Genomic DNA, 23449 nt, shown 5'->3' with positions numbered 1-23449 from the left:
GAACATTGATGTCTGGTCTTTGTGCCAGAACTGTTCTTTAAAAATTTGGGTATGTGATAGAAGTAGACTGAATAATCTCTTTCACTGGTGATTATTCAAGTCAAGGTAAAATTTGCGAGTTCAAGCGCGAATTTTCGGCGAATGTCGTCTTCACGTTCGAGACAATAACCAGATTGCTTGGGGTTATATGGTCAAGTGAAGAAGCGCATACGGTGGATGCCTTGGCAGTCAGAGGCGATGAAAGACGTGGTAGCCTGCGATAAGCTTCGGGGAGTCGGCAAACAGACTTTGATCCGGAGATCTCTGAATGGGGAAACCCACCCGGCATAAGCTGGGTATCTTGTACTGAATACATAGGTGCAAGAGGCGAACCAGGGGAACTGAAACATCTAAGTACCCTGAGGAAAAGAAATCAACCGAGATTCCCTTAGTAGTGGCGAGCGAACGGGGACTAGCCCTTAAGCTTCTTTGAATCTAACAGAACGCTCTGGAAAGTGCGGCCATAGTGGGTGATAGCCCCGTATGTGAAAGGTTCTTTGAAGTGAAATCGAGTAGGACGGAGCACGAGAAACTTTGTCTGAATATGGGGGGACCATCCTCCAAGGCTAAATACTACTGACTGACCGATAGTGAACCAGTACCGTGAGGGAAAGGCGAAAAGAACCCCGGAGAGGGGAGTGAAATAGAACCTGAAACCGTATGCGTACAAGCAGTGGGAGCCTACTTTGTTAGGTGACTGCGTACCTTTTGTATAATGGGTCAGCGACTTATATTCAGTGGCGAGCTTAACCGTATAGGGAAGGCGTAGCGAAAGCGAGTCTTAATAGGGCGTTTTAGTCGCTGGGTATAGACCCGAAACCGGGCGATCTATCCATGAGCAGGTTGAAGGTTAGGTAACACTGACTGGAGGACCGAACCCACTCCCGTTGAAAAGGTAGGGGATGACTTGTGGATCGGAGTGAAAGGCTAATCAAGCTCGGAGATAGCTGGTTCTCCTCGAAAGCTATTTAGGTAGCGCCTCACGTATCACTCCAGGGGGTAGAGCACTGTTTCGGCTAGGGGGTCATCCCGACTTACCAAACCGATGCAAACTCCGAATACCTGGAAGTGTCAGCGTGGGAGACACACGGCGGGTGCTAACGTCCGTCGTGAAAAGGGAAACAACCCAGACCGTCAGCTAAGGTCCCAAAGTTATGGTTAAGTGGTAAACGATGTGGGAAGGCTTAGACAGCTAGGAGGTTGGCTTAGAAGCAGCCACCCTTTAAAGAAAGCGTAATAGCTCACTAGTCGAGTCGGCCTGCGCGGAAGATGTAACGGGGCTCAAACCATACACCGAAGCTACGGGTGCATCGCAAGATGCGCGGTAGAGGAGCGTTCTGTAAGCCTGTGAAGGTGAGTTGAGAAGCTTGCTGGAGGTATCAGAAGTGCGAATGCTGACATGAGTAACGACAATGGGAGTGAAAAACTCCCACGCCGAAAGACCAAGGGTTCCTGCGCAACGTTAATCGACGCAGGGTTAGTCGGTCCCTAAGGCGAGGCTGAAGAGCGTAGTCGATGGGAAACAGGTTAATATTCCTGTACTTCTAGTTACTGCGATGGAGGGACGGAGAAGGCTAGGCCAGCTTGGCGTTGGTTGTCCAAGTTTAAGGTGGTAGGCAGAGATCTTAGGTAAATCCGGGGTCTTAATGCCGAGAGCTGATGACGAGTCATCTTTCAGATGATGAAGTGGTTGATGCCATGCTTCCAGGAAAAGCTTCTAAGCTTCAGGTAACTAGGAACCGTACCCCAAACCGACACAGGTGGTTGGGTAGAGAATACCAAGGCGCTTGAGAGAACTCGGGTGAAGGAACTAGGCAAAATGGCACCGTAACTTCGGGAGAAGGTGCGCCGGCGAGGGTTAAGGATTTACTCCGTAAGCCCATGCCGGTCGAAGATACCAGGCCGCTGCGACTGTTTATTAAAAACACAGCACTCTGCAAACACGAAAGTGGACGTATAGGGTGTGACGCCTGCCCGGTGCCGGAAGGTTAATTGATGGGGTTAGCGAAAGCGAAGCTCTTGATCGAAGCCCCGGTAAACGGCGGCCGTAACTATAACGGTCCTAAGGTAGCGAAATTCCTTGTCGGGTAAGTTCCGACCTGCACGAATGGCGTAACGATGGCGGCGCTGTCTCCACCCGAGACTCAGTGAAATTGAAATCGCTGTGAAGATGCAGTGTATCCGCGGCTAGACGGAAAGACCCCGTGAACCTTTACTGTAGCTTTGCACTGGACTTTGAGCCTGCTTGTGTAGGATAGGTGGGAGGCTTTGAAGCGTGGACGCCAGTCTGCGTGGAGCCATCCTTGAAATACCACCCTGGCATGCTTGAGGTTCTAACTCTGGTCCGTTATCCGGATCGAGGACAGTGTATGGTGGGCAGTTTGACTGGGGCGGTCTCCTCCTAAAGAGTAACGGAGGAGTACGAAGGTGCGCTCAGACCGGTCGGAAATCGGTCGTAGAGTATAAAGGCAAAAGCGCGCTTGACTGCGAGACAGACACGTCGAGCAGGTACGAAAGTAGGTCTTAGTGATCCGGTGGTTCTGTATGGAAGGGCCATCGCTCAACGGATAAAAGGTACTCCGGGGATAACAGGCTGATACCGCCCAAGAGTTCATATCGACGGCGGTGTTTGGCACCTCGATGTCGGCTCATCACATCCTGGGGCTGAAGCCGGTCCCAAGGGTATGGCTGTTCGCCATTTAAAGTGGTACGCGAGCTGGGTTTAGAACGTCGTGAGACAGTTCGGTCCCTATCTGCCGTGGACGTTTGAGATTTGAGAGGGGCTGCTCCTAGTACGAGAGGACCGGAGTGGACGAACCTCTGGTGTTCCGGTTGTCACGCCAGTGGCATTGCCGGGTAGCTATGTTCGGAATAGATAACCGCTGAAAGCATCTAAGCGGGAAACTAGCCTCAAGATGAGATCTCACTGGGAACTTGATTCCCCTAAAGGGCCGTCGAAGACTACGACGTTGATAGGTCGGGTGTGTAAGCGCTGTGAGGCGTTGAGCTAACCGATACTAATTGCCCGTGAGGCTTGACCATATAACACCCAAACAATTTGCGTGTTGTACGGTGAAGACGTAACGAACCGAAAGTTCGTGTGAACCGCAAATACCTGTCACATACCCGAATCTGGATGAGCGTGTGCAACTGCCACGAGCGTCCGTAAAGAATTGCTTGACGACCATAGAGCGTTGGAACCACCTGATCCCATCCCGAACTCAGTAGTGAAACGACGCATCGCCGATGGTAGTGTGGAGTTTCTCCATGTGAGAGTAGGTCATCGTCAAGCTCCTATCCCAAGACCCCTGGTCAGCTTCGCTGGCCGGGGGTTTTGCTTTTGCGCGCGGGAACGTCGGGTTCGCCTGGGTTGGCACGGCCGCTCGGTTTCCAGAGTTTTCGAGACAATTTCCGGGCACCGAATCGAGGGTTGGGTCGTCTACAATAGCGACAAATTTTCCCTGAGTGCCTACATGCCCGAAGTCGAAGGACATGCCTTGCAGGATCTGCCTCTGGAGGAGCTGACGGCTTGCCACGAGTGCGACCTGCTGATGCGTCGCGAGCCTGTTCCGTCAGGGCATCGCTCCGTTTGCCCACGCTGCGGCTATGAGCTGGAGATCCACCGTCCCCATATGATCCGGCGTGCGCTGGCCCTGGTGCTGACGGCGCTGTTGCTCTATATCCCGGCGAATTTCCTGCCGATCATGCACATTACCATTCTTGGCCAGACCAGCATGGACACGGTATGGAGCGGCGTAATCGGTCTGTACGAGTCCGATATGAAGGGCGTCGCGGTCCTGGTCTTCCTCTGCAGCATGGTGATCCCTCTGGCCAAGTTGCTGTGCCAGCTGTTTGTCCTGCTGACCATACGTTTCAAGGTCTGGCGCGACCAGGGGATGTTGTTGCTCCGCGGTTACCAGCACCTGCGCGAGTGGGGCATGCTGGAGGTTTACCTGATGGGGATCATCGTTGCTATCGTCAAGCTGATCGACATGGCCGAGTTGCATGTCAGCGTCGGCCTGGCGTGTTTCATCGGGCTGCTGTTCACCCAGGTGTGGCTCGAAGTGACCATGTCCCATCATCAGGTCTGGGGTGAACTGTCCGGGGAGTTCGATGATGCGAGCCATTGATGCCGATATTCTGGTTTGTGGCGAATGCCATCAGCTCAATCGTCGTGAGGTGGATGACGAGACCCATTGCAGCCGCTGCGGTGCGCTGGTGCATGACCGCCGCCCGAACAGCCTGACCCGTACCTGGGCCTTGCTGATCACCGCCGCGGTGCTCTATATCCCGGCCAACCTGCTGCCGATCATGACGGTCAACTTCCTCGGCAACGGTATGCCCGCCACCATCATGGAAGGCGTGGTCGAGCTGATCAATGCGGATATGCTGCCGGTCGCGGCGGTGGTGTTCATCGCCAGCATCCTGGTGCCGACGTTCAAACTGGTGGGCATTGCCCTGCTGCTCTACTCGGTGCAGCGGCACCAGCCGATGTCCGCCAAGCAACGCATCATCATGTACCGCTTTATCGAGTGGATCGGCCGTTGGTCGATGCTCGACATCTTCGTCATCGCGATCCTGGTGACGCTGGTGAACTTCGGCAATCTGGCCAGCATCGAGGCGAACCTCGGTGCAGCCGCCTTTGCCTGCGTGGTGGTGCTTACCATGCTGGCGGCAGTGACTTTCGATCCCCGGCTGATCTGGGATAACACGGACGCGGAAAACGACGATGAGTGATCTCCCCAAACCCAAGATGCGCAAGACCACCAACTGGTCGGCAATCTGGATCCTGCCATTGGTCGCGCTGGCGATCGGTGCCTGGCTGGCCTGGCGTGCATACGACCAGGCGGGGATCGTGATCAACATCCAGTTCGAGAGCGGCGAGGGGATCCAGGCCAACAAGACCGAGGTGATCTTCAAGGGGATCGGCGTCGGCAAAGTGGTCGACCTTCACGTCAACCAGCCCACCCTTGGCGTCACGGCAACCGTGGAGATGCGCAAGGAGGCTGCCGAGTACCTCAGCAAGGGAACGCGTTTCTGGCTGGTGAAGCCACGCGTTTCGATTGCCGGCGTCACCGGGCTGGAGACCCTTGTGTCCGGCAACTACATCGCCATCGATCCGGTGAAGGGCGAGCAACAGAGAGAGTTCTCTGCGCTGAAGGAGCCGCCGCCGCTGTCCGACTCCCTGCCGGGCTTGCACCTGACCTTGAAGGCAGAGCGCCTCGGTTCACTGGAGCAGGGCAGCCCGATCTACTACCGGCAGATCCAGGTTGGCCAGGTGAAGAGCTACCGCCTGGCGGAGGACCAGAAGACCATCGAGGTGAAGGTCCACATCGAGCCAGCCTACGCCAACCTGGTGCGTAAGCACACGCGTTTCTGGAACGCCAGCGGCATCACCCTGTCCGGCAGCCTCAGCGGCCTGAAGCTGCGTACCGAGTCGCTGGCGAGCATCGCGGCCGGCGGTATCGCCTTCTCGACGCCTGACAATTACCCGGACAGCCCGCCCACCGACCCGACCAAGCCGTTCCGCCTGTATGAGGACTTCGACGCGGCTCAGGCCGGCCTCAGCGTCAAGGTGAAGGTCAGCGACGTCAGCGGCCTGACCCCGGGCAGTACGCCGGTGATGTACAACGGCGTGCAGGTCGGCACGGTGAAGAGCATCGACATGGACAAGGATTTCAATGGCGCCACCGCCACCTTGTCCATGGACCCGCGCACCGAGGACTTCCTCAACAGCAAGACCGAGTTCTGGATGGTCAAGCCGAGCATCTCGCTGGCGGGCATCACCGGGCTGGAGGCGCTGGTGAAGGGCAACTATCTGAGTGTGCGATTCGCCAGTGGCGGCGATCCGACCCGTGACTTCGTCATCCGCCCGAAAGCGCCTCCGTTGAATCTCGACTCGCCGGGCCTGCATCTGGTACTGACCACAGATCAACTGGGGTCGCTGGAGGTCGGTACACCGATCCTCTACCGCCAGATGAAAGTGGGCAGCGTGCAGAGTTACCAGCTCTCCCGTCGTGACCCTTCGCGGCTGATCATCGGTGTCCACATCGAGCCGGAGTACGCCAAGCTGGTGAATACCTCTTCGCGCTTCTGGAACATCAGTGGCGTCACCATCAGCGGCGGCCTGGACGGGATCAAGCTGAAGAGCGAGTCGCTGCAGACGCTGATCGCTGGCGGCATCGCCTTCGATACCCCGGACCCGAAGGCGGCTCCGGTGACCAAGGTGCGCCGCTTCGCGCTGTACGACAGCGAGGTCGATGCGCACCTCAAGGGCCAGATCATCGACCTGCGCGCCGATACGGCGGACGGTCTGAAGGAAGGCACTGTCCTGCGCTACAAGGGGCTGGAGGTTGGCCGCATCGAGCAGGTCGATCTGAGCAAGGACCTGCAGTCCGTGCAACTGAAGGCGCGCCTCACCCGGGGGGCGGATCGCATCGCCCGGCAGGGAACGCGTTTCTGGGTAGTGGGCCCGCAGGTCGGTCTTTCCGGCGTGTCCAACCTGAGCACCATCGTCAGTGGCCAGTACATCGAAGTGTTGCCGGCGCCCAAGGCCGGCCAAGCGCAGACCAGCTTCAGCCTGCTGGGCGGCGAACCCAACCGCCTGCTGGATGCTGACGGCCTGCGCCTGACCCTGAGTGCGTCTCGACGGGGTTCGCTCAAGGCTGGGGTTCCGGTGACTTACCGCGAGGTGCAGGTCGGCAAGGTCACTTCCTTCGAGCTGGGCGAGACGGCAGACCGCGTGCTGGTCCACATCCTCATCGAGCCACGCTATGCAGCGCTGGTGCGGACGGGCAGCCGCTTCTGGAATACCAGTGGCGTCGGTGTCGACGCAGGTTTGTTCAAAGGCGTGAAGCTGCGTACGGAGTCGATGGAAACCATCCTCGCCGGCGGCGTGGCCTTCGCGACACCGAACAACGACGAAATGGGCTCGCCGGCCAAACCCGGGCAGACCTTCGCGTTGTTCGACGAGTACGACGAGAAGTGGCTGGACTGGGCGCCGAAGATTCCGCTTGGGAAGGCGAACTGAGTTTCAGCCGTACAGGAAAAGGGCCGCATCAGCGGCCCTTTTCATTCCACGGGCTCGGTGGGTGCACGAGCAGCGTTTGTAGGGGGGCGTGGTGCGCACCGGTACCCATCAGCAATGGGTATCGAATAGGCTTCGGCGTTATGCGGTTCGCGAGCAAGCTCGCTCCTACAAGTGCAGGGTCGCGCAGAGTCGGAAAGGAAAAAGCCCCGCATGGCGGGGCTTTTTCGTTAACGCCGAGAAAGTGTTACGCCGGTTCGGCGCTGGCTTCCACGTCGTTGTGCGCAGCCTTTTCAGTGTCCCGGCGACGGATGTACTTCCAGTCTGCCTCGTCGATATAGATACCGTTCGGACCGCTGCCGCCTTCCAGGTCGATGGCCACCTGGGCTGAGACCTGCGGCTTCACGCTCGCCAGGATCGGCACGAAGCCCAGCTGCAGGCTGGTCTCCAGCAGCGCCGACTGGTTGCGTTCGTCGATGTCCGCCGCCTCGTCGAGGTAGTAGGGCAGACGCACGCGGCCGGCCTGCTCGCGGTCCATCAGGTGCAGCAACAGGTACATGTTGGTCAGCGCCTTGATGGTCATGGTGGTGCCGTTGGATGCCGCACCGTCGATGTCGGTGTGCATGATCGGCTGGCCGCCCATCTTGGTGATCTCGAACGCCAGCTCGAACAGGTCCTTCAGGCCCAACTGGTTGTTGTTCGCCGCCACCAGGCGCGACAGGTAGTCCTTGGCTTCCTCGTTCTTCGCATCCTGCTCGGCGCTCTGGGTCAGGTCGAAGACGGAGAGGTTCTCGCCCTCTTCGTACTGGCCGGCGCTGTGGATGATCTGGTCGATGTGCTTGAGCGCGTCCTTGTTGGGCGCCAGTACGATGCGGAAGCTTTGCAGGTTGGATACCTGGCGCTTGTTGATCTCGCGGTTGAACAGCGCCAATTGGTGTTCCAGGTTGTCGTAGTCGCTGCGGATGTTGCGCAGGGTACGGGCGATGTCGGTGACGGCTGCACGGCGCGCCTTGGCCAGGGTCATGGCTTCGTCAGTGCGGTGTGCGTAAGCGTTGATCAGCAGTTGCAGGCGACGCTCCGGATCATCCTCGCTGTCGAACTTGGCCACGCCCTTGAGGCGCACCTGGGCGTACAGCGCCTCGATCTGACCGTCCACACGCTGCAGCGATTGCCAGGTGTCCTGATAGTCGTTGAGCAGCGGCAGCAGGTTGTCCATGGAGTCGTCGACCGGGTCCATGAACGGGATGCCGAACGGCAGGTTGGCCGGCAGCAGTTGGCGGCGGCGCAGGGCATCGTCGAGGGTGCGTTGCTTGGCTTCCATGTCGGCCAACTGGCGGCCGATCAGCTGCAGTTTGGCGGAGAGCTGCTGGACGCGTTCGGTGAAGGCGTCGGCGGAGCGCTTGAGTTCGTCCTGGGTGGCTTCCAGCTGGGCGAGTTGCTCCAGCTTGGCCGGCTCTTCGGCGTTGAGCGTCTGGCTGCGACGGAAGTCTTCCAGCGCCTTCTGCGCATCGAGCACGTCCTGATAGAACTTGTCCGCTTGCGCCTTGCTGGCATTGCGGTCGGCGGCGACGGCCTGCTGGGTCTTGAGCTGCTTGAGCTCCTTCTCCAGGCGTTCCTTCTGGTCGCGCAGCGCGGCGCGGTCGGCCAGGGCTTGCAGGGCTGGTGGCTCGATGGTGGAGATGTCGATGGAGAGGCCGGGCACTTCGAAGCGCTCGCCCTTGAAGGCATCGAGGATCTTCTCGACGCTGCCGACCCACTGGCCGGCTTCGTCGAGGTCTACGCCTTTTTCGCCCAGCGGCAGGCTGAACAGCGCGCCGTTGAACAGACGCATCAGACGCTCCACGTCCTGCTGGGAGAATTCCTCGCGCAGGCGGGCATAGCTGTTGTTGTCGGCGTGCTCGAGTTGCTGGCGAACGCCTTTCAGGCGTTTTTCCAGATCGCGCATGCGTTCTTCCAGGTCTTCGCTGGAGAACTGCCGGGAGTGTGCCAGGGCGCCGGCCAGTTCGTCGTGGGCGTCCTTGGCGGCGAGCAGTTGCTGTTCCAGGACCTTGACGTCATCGACCAGCGCGAAGCGGTTCTTCAGCACGGCGAGTTCGCCCATCCAGCGCTGGATCTCGCTGATCTCGCGCTCCAGGCGCATCAGCTCGGCGGTGCTGCCGCGCTGCTCGTTCTGCAGGCCGTCCTGCTCGCGCTTGTAGTGCTCGGCCTGGATGACCAGCTCTTCCTTGCGCGCGCCGGAATAGTCTTCCCAGGTACCCAGCAGGTTATCCAGCAGCGGCGAGAGGCGGTGCATCTTGCCGCGCAGCAGTTCGCGCTGCTGCACGCCGTTGGCCAGGGCCTCGACCAGCGGGCCGGCGGCGACCAGGGCCTGGTAGTCACCTTCCATGCGGCGTACGTCGCGGAAGGCTTCCTCGCAGGCGGCGATGTAGTCGACGCTGCCCGAACGCAGGCTGTGCTCGAAGGCATCGAGGAACAGCTGCTTGAGCTTGGCGGCGGTGATCTCGCGCATGTGCAGCAGGTTGATGAACAGCGAGCGGAAGGTCTTCAGGCTCTGTTCGCTGGTGGAGCGCAGCGGGATCAGGGTCAGGTCCAGCGGGATCGAGGTGTGGCCGCCGACCAGCAGGCGACGCAGCTCGTCGGGCTTCAGTTCATAGGACTTGATGCCCTCGCGCTCGAGGTTGGCATACAGCTCGCGCAGGCGCAGGCAGGTGCCGTTCTTCTGGTAGTGCTCAAGGTCCAACTCGCCCTGGTAGGCGAAGAACTGGTGGCCGAAGCCGCCGCCCGGACCGCGGCCGCCGACGCCGATCACATGGCGGCCGTTGGGCAGGTCCAGCTCGATGAGGATGTAGCTGGTGTCGGTGGCGAAGTAGAACTTGCGCGAGGCTTCCAGGCTGTACTTGCCGAAGCTCATGTCGGACATGCGCGCGAGGATCGGGAACTGCAGCGCGTTGATCGACGCCGACTTGCCGAGGTTGTTCGCGCCGTAGACCGACAGTGGCTGTTCCAGCGGGAAGATGCCGAGGCTGTAGCCGGCGGTGTTGAGCAGGGCGAAGCGGCGGATGCCGTAGCGTTCCTGAGTCATGCCTGGGCCTCCTGTTCTTCGGCGATGGCGCGGGCGAGGGCGTCTTCTTCGCTCTCTTCTTCCGCGATGGCAGCGGGTTCGTCGATCACCACGATGGCGTCTTCGCTGTCTTCCAGCGGTTCGTTGGCGTAGGACTCCAGGATCACTACCGGCTCATCGTCCTCTTCCATCAGCGCGGGCGCGGTGAACTGCATTTCGCTGGCGTGCAGGTTGCTGGCCAGGTCGCGGTCCTGCTGGACCGACAGGCAGACGTCGAGGAAGCGGTGGATCGGCGGCAGGAAGCGGTACACGCCGTTGTCCTCGGCGGCGAAACCGAGCTGGGTGAGGCGGCGCATAACCTTCTCTTCCAGTTCTTCCTGGGTGGTCACTTCGGCCTGCAGGAATAGGTCGCGGTACTTCTCCAGCAGTGGCGGCAGCTCGTCGCGGCCGATGCTGCCGCCGTCGAGGACGGCCAGCGGGTCGCGGCCCTGGTCGGCGAGGTGTTCGACCAGGATGAAGGTGAACAGTGCCAGGCGCTGGGCGGTCTTGTTCACCTGGGCGCCGGTCTGCTCGGGGACGAAGTAGTAGAAGCCGCGGGTATCGCAGACCAGTTCGTAGCCCAGGCTGCGGAACAGCGCGCGGTAGGCGTCCTGCTGGTTGGACAGCTGGCTGTACAGCTCCGGATCACGGCGGCTGATGTGGAAGCCCTTGAACAGCTCGCGGAAGATTGGCGCGAGCTGGGTCATTTCGGTGAGATTAATCTGCATGCGATTCGCTCTTGCTGTCCTTGCCAGCGGTCGGGCCGGCGATCAGGGCGAAGGAGCACAGGCTGACGCTGTGCTGGAGAGTGTCGTATTGCGCGCGCTCGAGGCGGTCGCGCTGGAAGCGGGCATCGCGCGACAGGCGCGAGAACCAGTAGAGCAGTTCGTCGGTGGCGCCTTCGGGTTCCTGCTCCAGCAGCCATTGCATCAGGTCCGGCAGGGGCAGCGCGGCCTGGCAGCGGTCGAGCATTTCCCGCGCGGTGCGTGGCGAGCGCTGCGGGCCGTCGCTCTTGCGATTGCCACTGGCCTTGGGGAAATGCGCAGGCTTGGGCTGGAAGTTGGCGAGGGCGAAGACGTAGCTCTCGACCTGCGAGGCGGTGCCGAGGAAGTTGCTCTGCGGCCGGGTGAACATCGGCATCGCCGCCTGGGGCACGGCGTCGATGCCCTTGCGACGGATGACCGACAGCGCCAGGGCGGCGCCACGGGTGATCGCGTTGTGCCGGCGCGCTTCCTCACGCAACGGCAGCAGCAGTTCGCGGGCGCGGCGCAGGGTGAGCTGGGCGGTGGTCTGCATTTCCAGGATGCGCGCGTGGGTGCGCAGCAATTGGTCGTCATCCACCAGTTGGCCGAGGCGCGCCTGTTCGCTGAGCAGGCGCAACAGTACCTGCTCCACGCGGTGCACGCCCTGTTCGAAGGCGCCGTCGGCGGAAACCAGCTGGATCATCGGTTCGACGTATTCGTCCCAGGTCGCCAGGACTTCCGCATAGCGCTGGCGCAGCGGAATCTGCCGGTCCTGGGTCTTGGCCCGATCGGCCACGGCGACCAGCGCCTGTTCGTCGTTGGCGAGCTTCTTCAGCACGTCGCGCACGCGCATGTCGAGCAGGCGCAGTTGCCGGGCCAGGTCGTTGCCGTCGCGCGCCTCGAAAGCCTCGCGGATGTAGCCGGCGAGGCGCTCGAGGTGGCGCAGGTAGGCTTCGATCTCCAGGCACAGGCCCAGGCGGTGTTCCTGGCGCAGGTAGGCGAGGAAGTCGTGGATCTGCGCGTTCAGCTCGAAGCGGTTGGGGCTCTTGGCCACCGGGACGAGGATGTCCAGGCGGACCCACTGGTCGAGCAGGGCGGTGATGTCCACCGGGGTGCTGTCGGGCAACTGGCTGGTGAGCTGGATACGCAGCTCCACCAGGCTCAAGGTGCCGGCGTCGAAGCGCTCGCACAGCGGTTCGAGCAGCACCCAGTGTTCGGCGAGGGCGCGGAGTACGCGTCGTGGGTCGATCATCGGCTTGGTTGGGCCCGGAATGAACAAAGGGGGCGATTGTACTGCAAAGGTCCCCCCCTGGCCGACAGGGTGACGAAACGCGTCAGTTTGCGACGGCGACAGCGCCCCAGGTGTGCGCTGGTTCACGGAAAATCAGGGCTAACTCACTGAATTTTCTGGCAAGTTTTTTGCCATAGCCTGTTATCAGAGCCGGGATATCGAAAGGCTGATCGCTGCCATGACCTACGACGCCGCACTTGCCAAAGCCCGCTGGGCCGAACTGGAACGCCAGAACGACCTCGACTGGGACCTGGATGCGATCACCGATCGCAATGAAGCCATCGCTTTCCTGCAGCGCTTCGAAAATCGCTTGTGCATCTATTCGTCGTACGTCGAGAAGCTCTACAGCAACTACAGCTTCGTGATTCCGGAGAGCCAGGAGGGCGGCATCACCATCCTCCCGGACGAGCAGGCCTGGTTCGATACCTTCCACGACATTCCCGGCGATGCGGTGGAGCCCACCGGCATCCATATCCTGCCCGGCGAGACCATGGGCTACAGCGGCCTGTACCTGAAGATCCCCGGCGAGCACCGGCTGGTAGCGTCGCGGGAGCTGCCCTTCCAGGATGGCCTGAAGCTGCTGATCAACCGTTACCGGATGCGTGGGGACATCTTCCTGCCGGTGCTGGTGAAGGGCGACTTGCGCGAGTACGAGGCGCGCATGCCCTCGCTGCACCTGCATCGGCTGAACACTGCCAAGCTGCAGGCCCATTCGCGGCTGAACCTGGACGCCATCAAGGGCGCGATCGCCGAGCACCTGATCGGCCTGTTCCGCCACCAGTGAGCTTTCGGCCGCCCGAGTCTGTCACCCGGGTGTGACGATGGGTAACAACCGGGCCCGGACTTTCCATTCTTCGTCTATCGTTCGGAGCGATTTACTCGACTATGGGTCGGCCCGCCGTGGCGGGTGAGTTCCTATAGTGGCATCACGGCGCCGAGTCTCGACCTGCTTCCTGACCCGATAAGCCCGACGAATAACAACAGGCTCTCGCGAACAGGGGGCCAGGAAAGGAGAGTGCCATGCGTCAGTCCTCCGGTCCGCTCATGCGTGCCCTTGCCTTGTTCTGCGGCGGCCTGCTGGCCTTTTCCGCCCAGGCGCGCATGCAGTCGATGAACGATGAAGAGCTGTCCGCCATCTCCGGCCAGGGCGCGATGCTCACCGTCGACGCTTCCACCTACCAGAACTACCAGTACACCCGGCTCAACTTCGGCGCCGATATCAGCCTGCTGACCAACATCGATCAGTTGAGCCTGGGCAACTACAGCCGCACCGGTTCCACTACCGTCTCCGGCCAGCCGGCGGATATCCTGATCAACAACTTCGCCCTGGGACGGGTGGACAACGCCAATTCCGCCGATGCCAAGGTGGTGCCGTTCCAGATCCAGGATCCGTACGTCGAGTTCGCCTTCCAGACCAACAACGGCGTGCGCCAACTGGTGGGCGCACGGGTCGGCTTTGGCAAGGCGCAGGGCGATCTCTCCGGTGACATCCTGTCGATCACCGGCAACCTACAGGGGCAGATCTACGGCCCGGCATCCATCGCCTACGACTACTACACCCGCAACGGCTGCCCGAACCTGATCAACTGCCTGGCGCTGGCTGTTGCCGGGGACACGCCGGTATACGCCGACGTGGTTCTGCTCAAGGCCGGCACCGGCGAGGCCACCATCAATGGCCAGCCGATCAACCGTGCGACCCAGATCGGCATCGCCAAGGGCGACTCGCTGCATTCGGACGCCGGCGGCCTGATCGCCTCGCTGATCCCGACCCTGTCCACCACCAGCAATTGCCAGGCGCTGGGGTTGACCACCTGCTTCGACCTGACCAACTACAAGACCATCTACATCGGCAAGCCGGGCTCCACCGACATCAATACCGGCGCCCAGGGCATCTTCTTCTCCCTGCAGAACCAGAACGTGCCCTGGCAGGACCTGGCCAACGCCGGCAATTTCGTCAACACCCAGTCCGGCGCCTTCGCCAACTTCCCGAAAGTGGGTAGCGGCGCGGATGCGGTCTACCCGATCCTGATCAACCTCTACGACGCCCTGCGCGGCCTGCCCCGGCAGTCGACCTGCATGGGCTCGCAAGCGGCGGGTTGCTGACATGAGGAGCGCTGACATGAGCTGGCGCGCGACAGTATTCGCCTGCCTGGCCGGTTGCCTGGTCAGCCTGCCGGCGCTGGGCATGAAGGCGCTGGATGATGATCAGCTCGAAGAGGTCAGCGGCGCGGGCCTGGGCTTCTTCATCGATGGCTTCAGCTACGACCAGGCCGCTGCGACCTCGAAGATCACCGGCGTGAAGAACAGTGCCAACCAGGACGTGCAGGTGGACATCACCGGCGCCTACATCAAGGGCGCCGGCAGCCAGCGCGGCACGCTGGACACCAAGGCCTATCTGGGTACGCCCATGCACCCCTTCACCCTCGGGCCGATCAAGTACAAGGCCGGGCTGAACATCCCGGCCAACCAGGAAGCGCTGCAACTGATGACGCCGACCTGGACCGACCCGATCAACGATACGCACAAGTTCGGTCTCTGGTCCTACTACCAGGGCTGCCTCTACGGTGAGGCCGGTTGCACCAACCCGGCCCAGGCCACGACCAAGATCAACAGCGAGCTGAGCGCACTGAAGACCCAGCGCGACACACTGCTCACGACCTATTCGAACAACATGGTGAGCCTCAAGTCCGGCATCGACGCCGACATGGCGGTGGTCAACCAGCGCGAGACCCAGGTCGATGCGGCCCAGGCGGTGCAGAAGACCAACTACAACACCATGAACACCCGTTACACCTCGGCGCCTGCCCAGGTCTGCGGGCTCTGGTGCGTGGACCGCCCGGCGCTGGGGACGAAGTACGACTGCGGTATCCTCGCCGCCTGCAACAACAACACCGCGGTGAAGAACTACAACGCCTCGGTGGACACCTACAACACCAGCACCAGCGACCTCACGGCTGCCCAGCAGAACCTCAGCGCCGCCTGGTCCGTCAGTCGCAACGGCGTCACCCTCAGCCAGCGCGCCAGCGACTACGACAAGTTCGTCCAGCTCTGCGGTGCGCAAGGCGGCAGCGCCACCACTTGCGTCAGCGGCACCATTACGCGCACCGAGAAGAACGTCTCCACGGTGCAACTGGTGGCCGGCGCCATGCAGACTTCCTCCGGCACGCGTATCCAGGGGCTGGATATCGGCATCGCCACCAAGTTCACCCTGCCCAGCACGGCCTACAACAGCAACGGCTCGGCTGGCGCGACCACCACGCGCACGGACTTCTTCTCCATCGCTCTGGAGAACTTCACCCTCAACGGCTCCTACCTCAACCTGTGGGGCGACGCCGCCGGGCTGAAGGCCTCCATGAGCCTGCAGATGTATGCCGACAAATTGATCATCGCCGGCTGCGAGAACTGCGCCGACAGCAACAAGGTAGTGGCCAAGAACGTCTACTTCGACCTCAACCTGGGCGATGCCAACTACCAGCCGGCAACGCTCTCCGTGGCCAGCAACGGCGACCTGGTACTCAGTGCGCCGGGCGTTACCTGGGCCAACCACGAAGCCTTCTACCAGAACGTGCAGAAGAGCAATATCAGCATCGGCAACCTGAACATCAGCGGCACCGACGTCGGCTCCCAGGCCATCCGTGGCCTGCGTATCGACTACCTGAACGTTCGAACCGTGAACCTGCCGCGCTAGCGCATGAGGAGACTCGCCGTGAAAACTGCACGCCTTTCGAGCCGACTCCTGGCCCCCCTGTTCCTGTTGGCCGCCGCCGCCCACGGCGAGATGCGCGGCCTGGACGACAGCGAAATGGCCGATGTCAGCGGCCAGGACGGCGTCAGCCTGAGCGTCAACTTCAACCTCGCCGCCAACACCGCCGATACCCGCTGCACCGGCGGCTGTGGTGCGCGCCTGGCGATCCAGCCGCTCAACAGCACCGGCTATATCGTGCTGGACAACATCAAGGGCACCTTCAGCTTCGACGGCATGTCCATCGACATGGTGACCATCAACAATGGCTTCAACGGTGACGGCGCGCTGTTCAACCGCCAGGCCATGAAGATCGGCCTGACCAACGCCAGCGCCACCAACCTGCAGTTCACCCTGGGCGGCGCCAACCAGGGCAAGGTTTCCGGCAGCGGCCTGCAGCAGACCAACCTGCTCACCTACCAGGCTACCGGTGCGGTCAAGCTCACCGGCAACGTCTACGTCTTCGGCACTCCGTAAGCGAAACGCACGGGCTCTCCGCCCGCCGGCCTTTCCCCCCAGCGCGTTTCACGCGACAATCCCGCCTCGTCGTGTCGGCCTGCTCGCGCAGGCACCACCCACAGGTAAACGCCCCTTGATCGAAGAAGCCCGTCGCCGCGCCTACCTTGGCGCTATGCAGGTCGCCAGTTGGCTGCCGCGCGTGGTGCTGCCGTTCGCCGCTCCGTCGCGCCCGGAGTTGCTGGAAACGCCTGCGCCCGTCGTAGCCGAGCCGATTGCTCCCGCGTCCGTTGCGGTGGCTCGCGAGGCCATCGCCCCGGTTGCCACCCCCGCGCCTGCTGCACCGGCAATGCCGGCAGAACCCGGCTCGATCGCTGCGCGCCTGCTGCCCAAGGTCGGCGCTGCGGCCAAGCCGGCTGTTGCGGTCAAGGCCGAAGAGCCGGCCGAGGCGGAAGCCGAACCGGCTGTCCGCGCGCCGGTCGCACCGCCGCCACGCTTTGCCCTGCAACTGTTGCGTGCCGGTGAATGCACCTTGCTGGTCGAACTGCCCACCGGCGAGCCACTGACCAGCCGCGACCCGGCCTACCTGCTGCTCAAGGACCTGCTGCGCGCCGCCGGCCTGCCGGACAGCCCGCAACTGATGGGCGAGCCAGTACGCTGGCCGCTGTTCTCCCGCGGCAACATGGACCAGGGCCCGCAAGCCGCCCGCGAGTTCGTCCAGGGTTTCGTCGCCGCGCGGCTGGAGGAGGGCGCCCCGTGTTCCTGCCTGTGGCTGGTCGGCATGCCCGCCGTACGCTTCGCCGGCGAGGGCGATGAAGAGTCCCTGCTGCGCGAGTTGCAGGTCGAAGGCCTGGGCGTAGCCTGGGCACTGCCGGGCCTGGAGCGCCTGGCCGAAGAACCCACTTTGAAAGCCGACCTCTGGCGCGCCATGCGCCGAGTGCGGCAACGCTGGATGAGTCAGGCACCTGCATGAGCGACGCTGTTTCTTTCCGCCCGATGACCGAGGCGGACCTCGATGCCGTACTCAAGATCGAATACGCCGCCTTCAGCCACCCCTGGACGCGCGGCACCTTCGCCGATGGGCTGAAAAGCTATGAATGCTGGGTGATGTTCGAAGGTTCCCAGCAGGTCGGCCATGGCGTGATTCAGCTGATCCTCGATGAAGCGCACCTGCTCAACATCACCGTCAAGCCGGAGAGCCAGGGCCGCGGCCTGGGGCTGGCGCTGCTGGAACACCTGATGAAGCGCGCCCACGAGCGGGGCGGAGTGGAATGCTTCCTCGAAGTCCGCGCCTCCAACGGTCCCGCCTATCGCCTTTACGAGCGCTACGGCTTCAATGAAATCGGTCGCCGCCGCGATTACTACCCGGCAGTCGGCGGCCGTGAAGACGCGCTGGTGATGGCCTGCACGCTGGTCGACTGAACGCCCGCCACGCGGGCTTCTTCGCACTGACCAGGAAGTAGGATGGTGTGGAGCGAAGCGATACCCATCAATCGGTGCGTCTGCGGCATGGGTATCGCTCCGCTCCACCCATCCTACGAGAACTTCCCCAGACTCCCCGCTACCCCGCACGCTGGAATCCAGGACTGCGTGGGAGCGGACTCTGTCCGCGATCATCTCCCCGCCGCACTGTTCGTTCCGACCTGACCAGATCACTTCCATTCCGGGATAGCCCAGGCTAGAGCCCTCGACATTTCAACCCCCGCAAAGCCTGGAAATTTCCCACGAATCGGGTTTCTCCGAGGACGATTCCTGGCTTACGCTTAAGCCCAATAACAACAAGAACATAAGGTCGCAGACATGAATCGCAGCGATGTGATCGTGGTGGGCGCCGGTATTTCGGGGCTGACCGCGGCCTGGCGCCTGGCGCAAGCCGGGCAACGGGTCAAAGTGATCGAAGCCAACAAGCGCGTCGGTGGGCGCACCCTCAACCATCGCTTCGCCAGCGGCGAGGTGGTCGAGGTGGGTGGCCAGTGGGTCGGCCCGACCCAGGAACGCATCCTTTCCCTGCTGGCCGAACTCGGCCTGTCGACCTATCCGCAGTGGAACCAGGGCGACAACCTCACCCTCTTCGGGAATCGCCTGAGGCCCTATCGCGGCGCTATTCCGAAACTTCCTCCCCACGTTCTGCTCGATGTCCTTCAGGCTCATGTACGCCTGGACCGCATGGCGCGGGAAATTCCCCTGAGCGACCCCAGCCTGCACCCCAAGGCCGAGCTCTGGGACAGCCTCACCTTCGCCGAATGGCTGCGGCGCAACGTGCGCACTGCCACCGGGCGCAAGGTGTTCGAGCTGATGAGCGGCGCCGTGCTTGCCGCCAGCCCCCATGACCTCTCTTTCCTCCATGTGTTGTTCTACATCCACAGCGGCACCAACCTCGACACCCTGCTGGGCGTTGAGGGCGGCGCCCAGCAGGACCGCATCCTCGGCGGCTCCCAGCGCATCAGCGAAGCACTCGCCGAGCGTGTCGCAGACGTCATCACCGGCGAGCCGGTGCGCACCGTGCGGCAGAACGGCAGCAGCGTCGAGCTGATCACCGACCGCGGTACGCACCAGGCCGCCCGTGTCATCTTTGCCGTGCCACCCACCCAGCTGCTGCGGATTACCCAGGAGCCGCTGCTGCCCAGTTGGCGCGACCAGCTGCTGCAACGCCTGCCGCAGGGCTCGGTGATCAAGTGCATGGCGCTCTATGACACCCCGTTCTGGCGTGACAAAGGCCTCTCCGGCCAGGCCACCAGCGAGATCGGCCCGGTCCGCCTGACCTTCGACAACAGCGTCCCCGACTCCGGGCGCGGCGTGCTGCTGGGCTTTATCGAAGGCGACGAAGCGCGCCAGTGGAACGCCCGCCTCGCCGACGAGCGCCGCGGCCAGGTGCTGGAGTGCTTCGCCCGCTACTTCGGTGAGAAGGCGCTCCAGCCGATGGACTACGTAGACAAATCCTGGGCCGAGGAACCCTTCGCCCGGGGCTGCTATGCCGCCCTGTTCCCGCCGGGACTGTGGAGCAGCGGCGCGGCGCGCCTGCGCGAACCCTACGGGCGTTTGCACTTCGCCGGCACAGAAACGGCGACGCGCTGGATGGGCTATTTCGACGGGGCCGTGGAGGCCGGGGAGCGTGCGGCGCGGGAAGTGCTGGGCGCGCGGGAAGATCACGGGGAGGAAGACTATGTGCGACACCTTGGTATTGCGTAGCGGCGGGGCCACCTGGTTCGCCAAGAACAGCGACCGCGAGCCTGCCGAAACGCAACGCCTGATCCGCCTGCCCGCTGTGAGCGGCGACAGCACGGCCAAGGTGCGCACCACCTATCTGGAGATCCCCCAGGCTTCCCATCGCCATGGCGTCATCCTCAGCCAGCCGGCCTGGCTTTGGGGCGCCGAGATGGGTGTCAACGACAAGGGCGTGGCCATCGGCAACGAAGCCGTGTTCACCAGACTGACCCAGCGCGACGGCGAAGCCCTGCTCGGCATGGACCTGCTTCGCCTGGGGCTGGAGCGCGGCAGCAGCGCCCGCGAGGCGCTGTCGGTCATCACCGGACTGCTGGAACGCCATGGGCAGGGTGGCCCCGCCGGCTATCGCAACAAACGCATGCGCTACGACAACAGCTACCTGATCGCCGACCGCGACGAAGCCTGGGTGCTGGAAACCGCCGGGCGTCTGTGGGCGGCGAAGAAGGTCGAGCGCTGGGCCATCTCCAACGCCCTGACCCTGGGCCATGACTACGACCTCGCCAGCCCCGACCTGGAAACCCAGGCGCGCCGCTTCGGCTGCTGGAACGGCCGTGGCGATTTCCACTTCGCCCGCGCATTCGATGGCCGCGTGCTGCCCTGGGTCGCCGGCGCCCACCAGCGCCGCCAGCTCAACGAAGACTTCCTCGCCCACTGCCCGGCACAGGTCGACTGGCTGGCGCTGGTCGTTGCCCTGCGCAGCCACGGTCACCGCGGGCACCGCTTCAACCTGCACGACAATCGGCAGATCTGCCTGCATGCCGGCAGCTTCTGGCGCCCCTCGCAGACCACCGCCAGCCTCATCGCCCGGCTCGACGGTGAATCTCCGCGCCTGGCCGCCACTGGTACTTCTGCACCCTGCCTGTCCATGTTCCAGCCGCTGGGTTTCGACGAGCGCGCCGGCGAAGGGCTGCTCAGCCGCGAAACCGACGCCGTGGAGGACTCGCTCTGGTGGCGCTTCGAGACCGTGCACCAGCGCGCCCTCGCCGATCCCGGTTTCGCCGATGCATTGCGCGCCGGCCACGGCTGGCTGGAAACCGAGTTGCTCAGCGCCCTGGATCGGCGCACGCTGGAATGGCCGCGCCTCGCTGCCGAAGGCCAGGCCTGGCATGACGCCTGGCACCAATTGGCGCTGCAGCAGGCACCGCGTCCACCGCGCTGGTGGCGGCTCAACGCCGTGCACTGATGCCGCTTGTCAGTCACGCCCGCGCTGCGTAAGGTGCCGCCAGCCAATGATGAGGAGCCGGACATGAGCGATCTGCAGGAACTGTTCGACAACAACGCCCGCTGGGCCGAAGCCATCAAGGAGGAGGACCCCGAGTTCTTCGCCAAACTGGCCCGCCAGCAGACTCCCGAATACCTGTGGATCGGCTGCTCCGATGCACGCGTGCCGTCGAACCAGATCGTCGGCCTGCTGCCGGGCGACCTGTTCGTCCATCGAAACGTCGCCAACGTCGTGCTGCACACCGACCTCAACTGCCTGTCGGTCATCCAGTTCGCCGTCGACGTGCTCAAGGTCAAGCACATCCTAGTCACCGGTCACTATGGTTGCGGCGGCGTGCGCGCCGCGCTGCAGCATACCCAGTTCGGCCTGATCGACGGCTGGCTGCGGACCATCCGCGACCTTGCCTACGAATACCGCGACCACCTCGGCCAGTTCGAGAAGGAAGAAGAGCGCGTCGACCGTCTCTGCGAGCTCAACGTCATCCAGCAGGTGGCCAACGTCAGCCACACCAGCATCGTCCAGAACGCCTGGCACCGTGGTCAGAAGCTCTCCGTGCACGGCTGCATCTACGGGATCAAGGACGGTATCTGGAAGGACCTCAACGTCACCGTCAGCGGCCTCGACCAACTGCCGCCGCAATACCGCCTGCGCCCGCTCGGCCAGTCTTGAGCCGACGCCTGTGTGTCATTCCCGGTGACGGCATTGGCCGCGAGGTCGTGCCCGCCGCCGTGGAAGTCCTGCGACGCCTGCTGCCTGACCTGCAGGTAGAAGCAGCCGAAGCCGGCTGGGACTGCTTCCAGCGCCACCGCACCTCGGTGCCCGACACTACCTATGACCGCCTGCGCGCCTGCGGCGCCGGATTGTTCGGCGCCGTTTCCTCGCCCAGCCACAAGGTCGAAGGCTACCGCAGCGCCATCCTCAGCCTGCGCCAAGCGCTGGCGCTGAACCTCAACCTGCGCCCCGTACGCTCGCGCCCATTCGTCTCGCCGCGCGCAGGCATCGACTTGCTGATCCTGCGGGAGAACAGCGAAGGCCTCTACAGCGGCCGTGAGCACTGGGAGGCGGAAGGCGTCGCCATCGCCGAACGGGTCATCAGCCGCACCGCCTGCGCACGCCTCGCCGCTGGCGCCGCCGAGCTTGCTCGCCTGCGCAACGCACGGCGCATCACCCTCGTGCACAAAGCCAACGTCCTGCCGCTCACCTGCGGCCTGTTCCGCGACACCTGCCGCGACCGCTTGGCCGAAGACGGCTGGAGCGACGTGCTCGACGAACGCCTGGTCGATGTGGCCGCCCTGCAACTGGTCGAGCGCCCGGAGTCTTTCGACCTGATCGTCACCACCAACCTCTTCGGCGACATCCTCTCCGACCTCGCCAGCCACTGGGGCGGCGGCCTGGGCCTTGCACCTTCGCTCAACCTAGGCGCCGGCATTGCCCTCGCCGAACCCGTCCACGGCAGCGCCCCGGACATCGCCGGCACTGGCCGCGCCAACCCGCTCGCGGCCATTCTCAGTGCCGGCATGTTGCTGCGGCATCACTGGCAGTTACCGGAATTGGCGGATTGCATCGATGGGGCGGTGGATGCATTCCTGCGGGAGGAGGGGAGTGTGGATTTCGGGGGCGAGACGACGCGAGTGATCGGGCGGGGGGTGTTGGAGCGGTTGGGCTGATTGAGCGATCTTGCCGGTCGCCGTGACCTTCGCTGACTTTCAGCCCAAACTACGCTGAAAGCACCACTCTCCTGAGGTGCGCGGCATGTGCGGACGCTACGTCAGTCCCGAAGAGGCTGCCATCGAACGCTATTGGCACATCGGTGCGCGCACACCGCCGCGCTGGTTGGAGGCCTGCTACAACGTCGCCCCAACTATGACCGTGCCCATCCTGCGCCACGACGAAAGTGGCCAGCTCGAACTGCTGCCTGCCCGCTGGAGTTTGATCCCCTCCTGGTGGAAAGACCCCGCGCCGCCGCGCTTCTCTTTCAATGCCCGCAGCGAAGAAGCCGCCGGCAAACCCTTATGGCGACAAGCCCTGCGCAGCACTCGCTGCCTGATGCCCGCGCTGGGCTGGTATGAGTGGAACGAGAAGGAAAACCTGCGCAACCCGGCGGGCCGGAAAGTCCACCAGCCGTACTTCATCTACAGCCCCACCGATCCCATCATCGCAATCGCAGGCCTCTGGTCCCAGTGGATGAACCCCGACGGCGAGCCGGTTCTCTCCTGCGCCCTACTCACCAGATCCGCTGCGCCGAGCATCGAAAACATCCATCACCGTATGCCGGTGGTGCTGGCGCCGGAAAGCTTCGAGGAATGGCTGTCTACTGCCACCCGTAACGAGGCGGTGGACGACCTGATTCAACACGCGCGGGAGGACTTTGCGGGACACCGGGTTTCGTTGCGGGTAAATGACATCCGGAATGATGAAGATGGCTTGCTGGCCGAGGCTGAGTAGCCGGGGGGAAGGAATGACTTTTCGCAGACAAAGAAAAAGGAGTTTAGCTTTCGCTAAACCCCTTTTAAGAGATGGTGGCTACACCGGGACTTGAACCTGGGACATCAGCATTATGAATCGCATGAGAGGCAGCCCGCGTACCCTCAAAGTCTTCTAAAT

General features: G+C 62.8%; 17 protein-coding genes and 2 rRNA genes. 16 read left to right on the top strand and 3 right to left on the bottom strand.

Annotated elements, in window-relative coordinates:
- The first annotated feature begins 189 nt into the window (after positions 1 to 189).
- The 5 genes from RS899_RS21980 (at position 190) to RS899_RS21960 (ending at position 7069) form a co-directional block, all read left to right on the top strand.
- Positions 190 to 3081, top strand: a 23S ribosomal RNA gene (locus tag RS899_RS21980).
- A 134-nt stretch (positions 3082 to 3215) separates the two neighbouring features.
- Positions 3216 to 3331 (top strand): 5S ribosomal RNA (rrf, locus tag RS899_RS21975).
- A gap of 181 nt (positions 3332 to 3512) precedes the next feature.
- Positions 3513 to 4169: a paraquat-inducible protein A gene (locus RS899_RS21970; protein ID WP_024766605.1), complete on the top strand. Its 657-nt coding sequence runs from the start codon at positions 3513 to 3515 to the stop codon at positions 4167 to 4169.
- Positions 4156 to 4776 (top strand): paraquat-inducible protein A, encoded by a 621-nt coding sequence (locus tag RS899_RS21965; protein WP_054911227.1) that lies wholly within the window; start codon positions 4156 to 4158, stop codon positions 4774 to 4776. The genes RS899_RS21970 and RS899_RS21965 overlap by 14 nt, the downstream gene beginning before the upstream one ends.
- Positions 4769 to 7069, top strand: a complete 2301-nt coding sequence (locus RS899_RS21960; protein WP_315808080.1) for a PqiB family protein — start codon at positions 4769 to 4771, stop codon at positions 7067 to 7069. Before RS899_RS21965 ends, RS899_RS21960 begins: the two co-directional genes overlap by 8 nt.
- Positions 7070 to 7313: 244 nt before the next feature.
- On the opposite strand, the gene mksF is transcribed toward RS899_RS21960, so the two are convergent.
- Genes mksF through mksB form a run of 3 tightly spaced genes read right to left on the bottom strand, consistent with a single transcriptional unit; the run spans position 7314 to position 12161 of the window.
- Complete coding sequence (gene mksF, locus RS899_RS21955) at positions 7314 to 10148, bottom strand: Mks condensin complex protein MksF (RefSeq protein WP_233300446.1); 2835 nt, start codon at positions 10146 to 10148, stop codon at positions 7314 to 7316.
- Positions 10145 to 10894, bottom strand: coding sequence for an Mks condensin complex protein MksE (mksE, locus tag RS899_RS21950; protein WP_054911230.1), 750 nt, complete (start codon positions 10892 to 10894; stop codon positions 10145 to 10147). Before mksE ends, mksF begins: the two co-directional genes overlap by 4 nt.
- A complete protein-coding gene (gene mksB / locus RS899_RS21945) occupies positions 10884 to 12161 on the bottom strand; it encodes an Mks condensin complex protein MksB (RefSeq protein WP_024766610.1) in 1278 nt (425 codons plus the stop codon). Before mksB ends, mksE begins: the two co-directional genes overlap by 11 nt.
- Before the next feature lie 217 nt (positions 12162 to 12378).
- Here mksB and RS899_RS21940 point away from each other — a divergent pair, with 217 nt between their 5' ends.
- The 11 genes from RS899_RS21940 to RS899_RS21890 all read left to right on the top strand — a co-directional run bounded on the left by RS899_RS21940 (position 12379) and on the right by RS899_RS21890 (position 23290).
- Positions 12379 to 12984, top strand: a complete 606-nt coding sequence (locus RS899_RS21940; RefSeq protein WP_054911231.1) for a hypothetical protein — start codon at positions 12379 to 12381, stop codon at positions 12982 to 12984.
- 236 nt (positions 12985 to 13220) lie between these two features.
- Positions 13221 to 14303, top strand: coding sequence for a hypothetical protein (locus RS899_RS21935; RefSeq protein ID WP_233300443.1), 1083 nt, complete (start codon positions 13221 to 13223; stop codon positions 14301 to 14303).
- 16 nt (positions 14304 to 14319) lie between these two features.
- The gene (locus RS899_RS21930) at positions 14320 to 15888 is read left to right on the top strand and encodes a hypothetical protein (protein WP_315808079.1); all 1569 of its coding nucleotides are present in this window, start codon (positions 14320 to 14322) and stop codon (positions 15886 to 15888) included.
- Between the two features lie 18 nt (positions 15889 to 15906).
- Positions 15907 to 16419, top strand: a complete 513-nt coding sequence (locus RS899_RS21925) for a DUF6160 family protein (protein WP_233300442.1) — start codon at positions 15907 to 15909, stop codon at positions 16417 to 16419.
- Between the two features lie 115 nt (positions 16420 to 16534).
- On the top strand, positions 16535 to 17371 hold the full coding sequence (locus RS899_RS21920; RefSeq protein ID WP_315808078.1) for an energy transducer TonB: 837 nt from the start codon (positions 16535 to 16537) through the stop codon (positions 17369 to 17371).
- Complete coding sequence (gene rimI, locus RS899_RS21915; RefSeq protein WP_024766615.1) at positions 17368 to 17820, top strand: ribosomal protein S18-alanine N-acetyltransferase; 453 nt, start codon at positions 17368 to 17370, stop codon at positions 17818 to 17820. Before RS899_RS21920 ends, rimI begins: the two co-directional genes overlap by 4 nt.
- 378 nt (positions 17821 to 18198) lie before the next feature.
- The gene (locus RS899_RS21910) at positions 18199 to 19587 is read left to right on the top strand and encodes a flavin monoamine oxidase family protein (protein WP_315808077.1); all 1389 of its coding nucleotides are present in this window, start codon (positions 18199 to 18201) and stop codon (positions 19585 to 19587) included.
- Positions 19562 to 20806, top strand: coding sequence for a C69 family dipeptidase (locus RS899_RS21905; protein ID WP_315808076.1), 1245 nt, complete (start codon positions 19562 to 19564; stop codon positions 20804 to 20806). The genes RS899_RS21910 and RS899_RS21905 overlap by 26 nt, the downstream gene beginning before the upstream one ends.
- Before the next feature lie 63 nt (positions 20807 to 20869).
- On the top strand, positions 20870 to 21514 hold the full coding sequence (can, locus tag RS899_RS21900) for a carbonate dehydratase (protein ID WP_315808075.1): 645 nt from the start codon (positions 20870 to 20872) through the stop codon (positions 21512 to 21514).
- The gene (locus RS899_RS21895) at positions 21511 to 22512 is read left to right on the top strand and encodes an isocitrate/isopropylmalate dehydrogenase family protein (RefSeq protein ID WP_315808074.1); all 1002 of its coding nucleotides are present in this window, start codon (positions 21511 to 21513) and stop codon (positions 22510 to 22512) included. The genes can and RS899_RS21895 overlap by 4 nt, the downstream gene beginning before the upstream one ends.
- A gap of 85 nt (positions 22513 to 22597) precedes the next feature.
- Positions 22598 to 23290, top strand: a complete 693-nt coding sequence (locus RS899_RS21890; protein ID WP_315808073.1) for an SOS response-associated peptidase — start codon at positions 22598 to 22600, stop codon at positions 23288 to 23290.
- Positions 23291 to 23449 lie beyond the last annotated feature (159 nt).

It is taken from the genome of Pseudomonas sp. C9-3 (assembly GCF_032392015.1).
GTDB classification, from domain to species: Bacteria; Pseudomonadota; Gammaproteobacteria; order Pseudomonadales; family Pseudomonadaceae; genus Pseudomonas; species Pseudomonas nitroreducens.
This window is presented reverse-complemented; position numbering and strand designations above follow the sequence as displayed.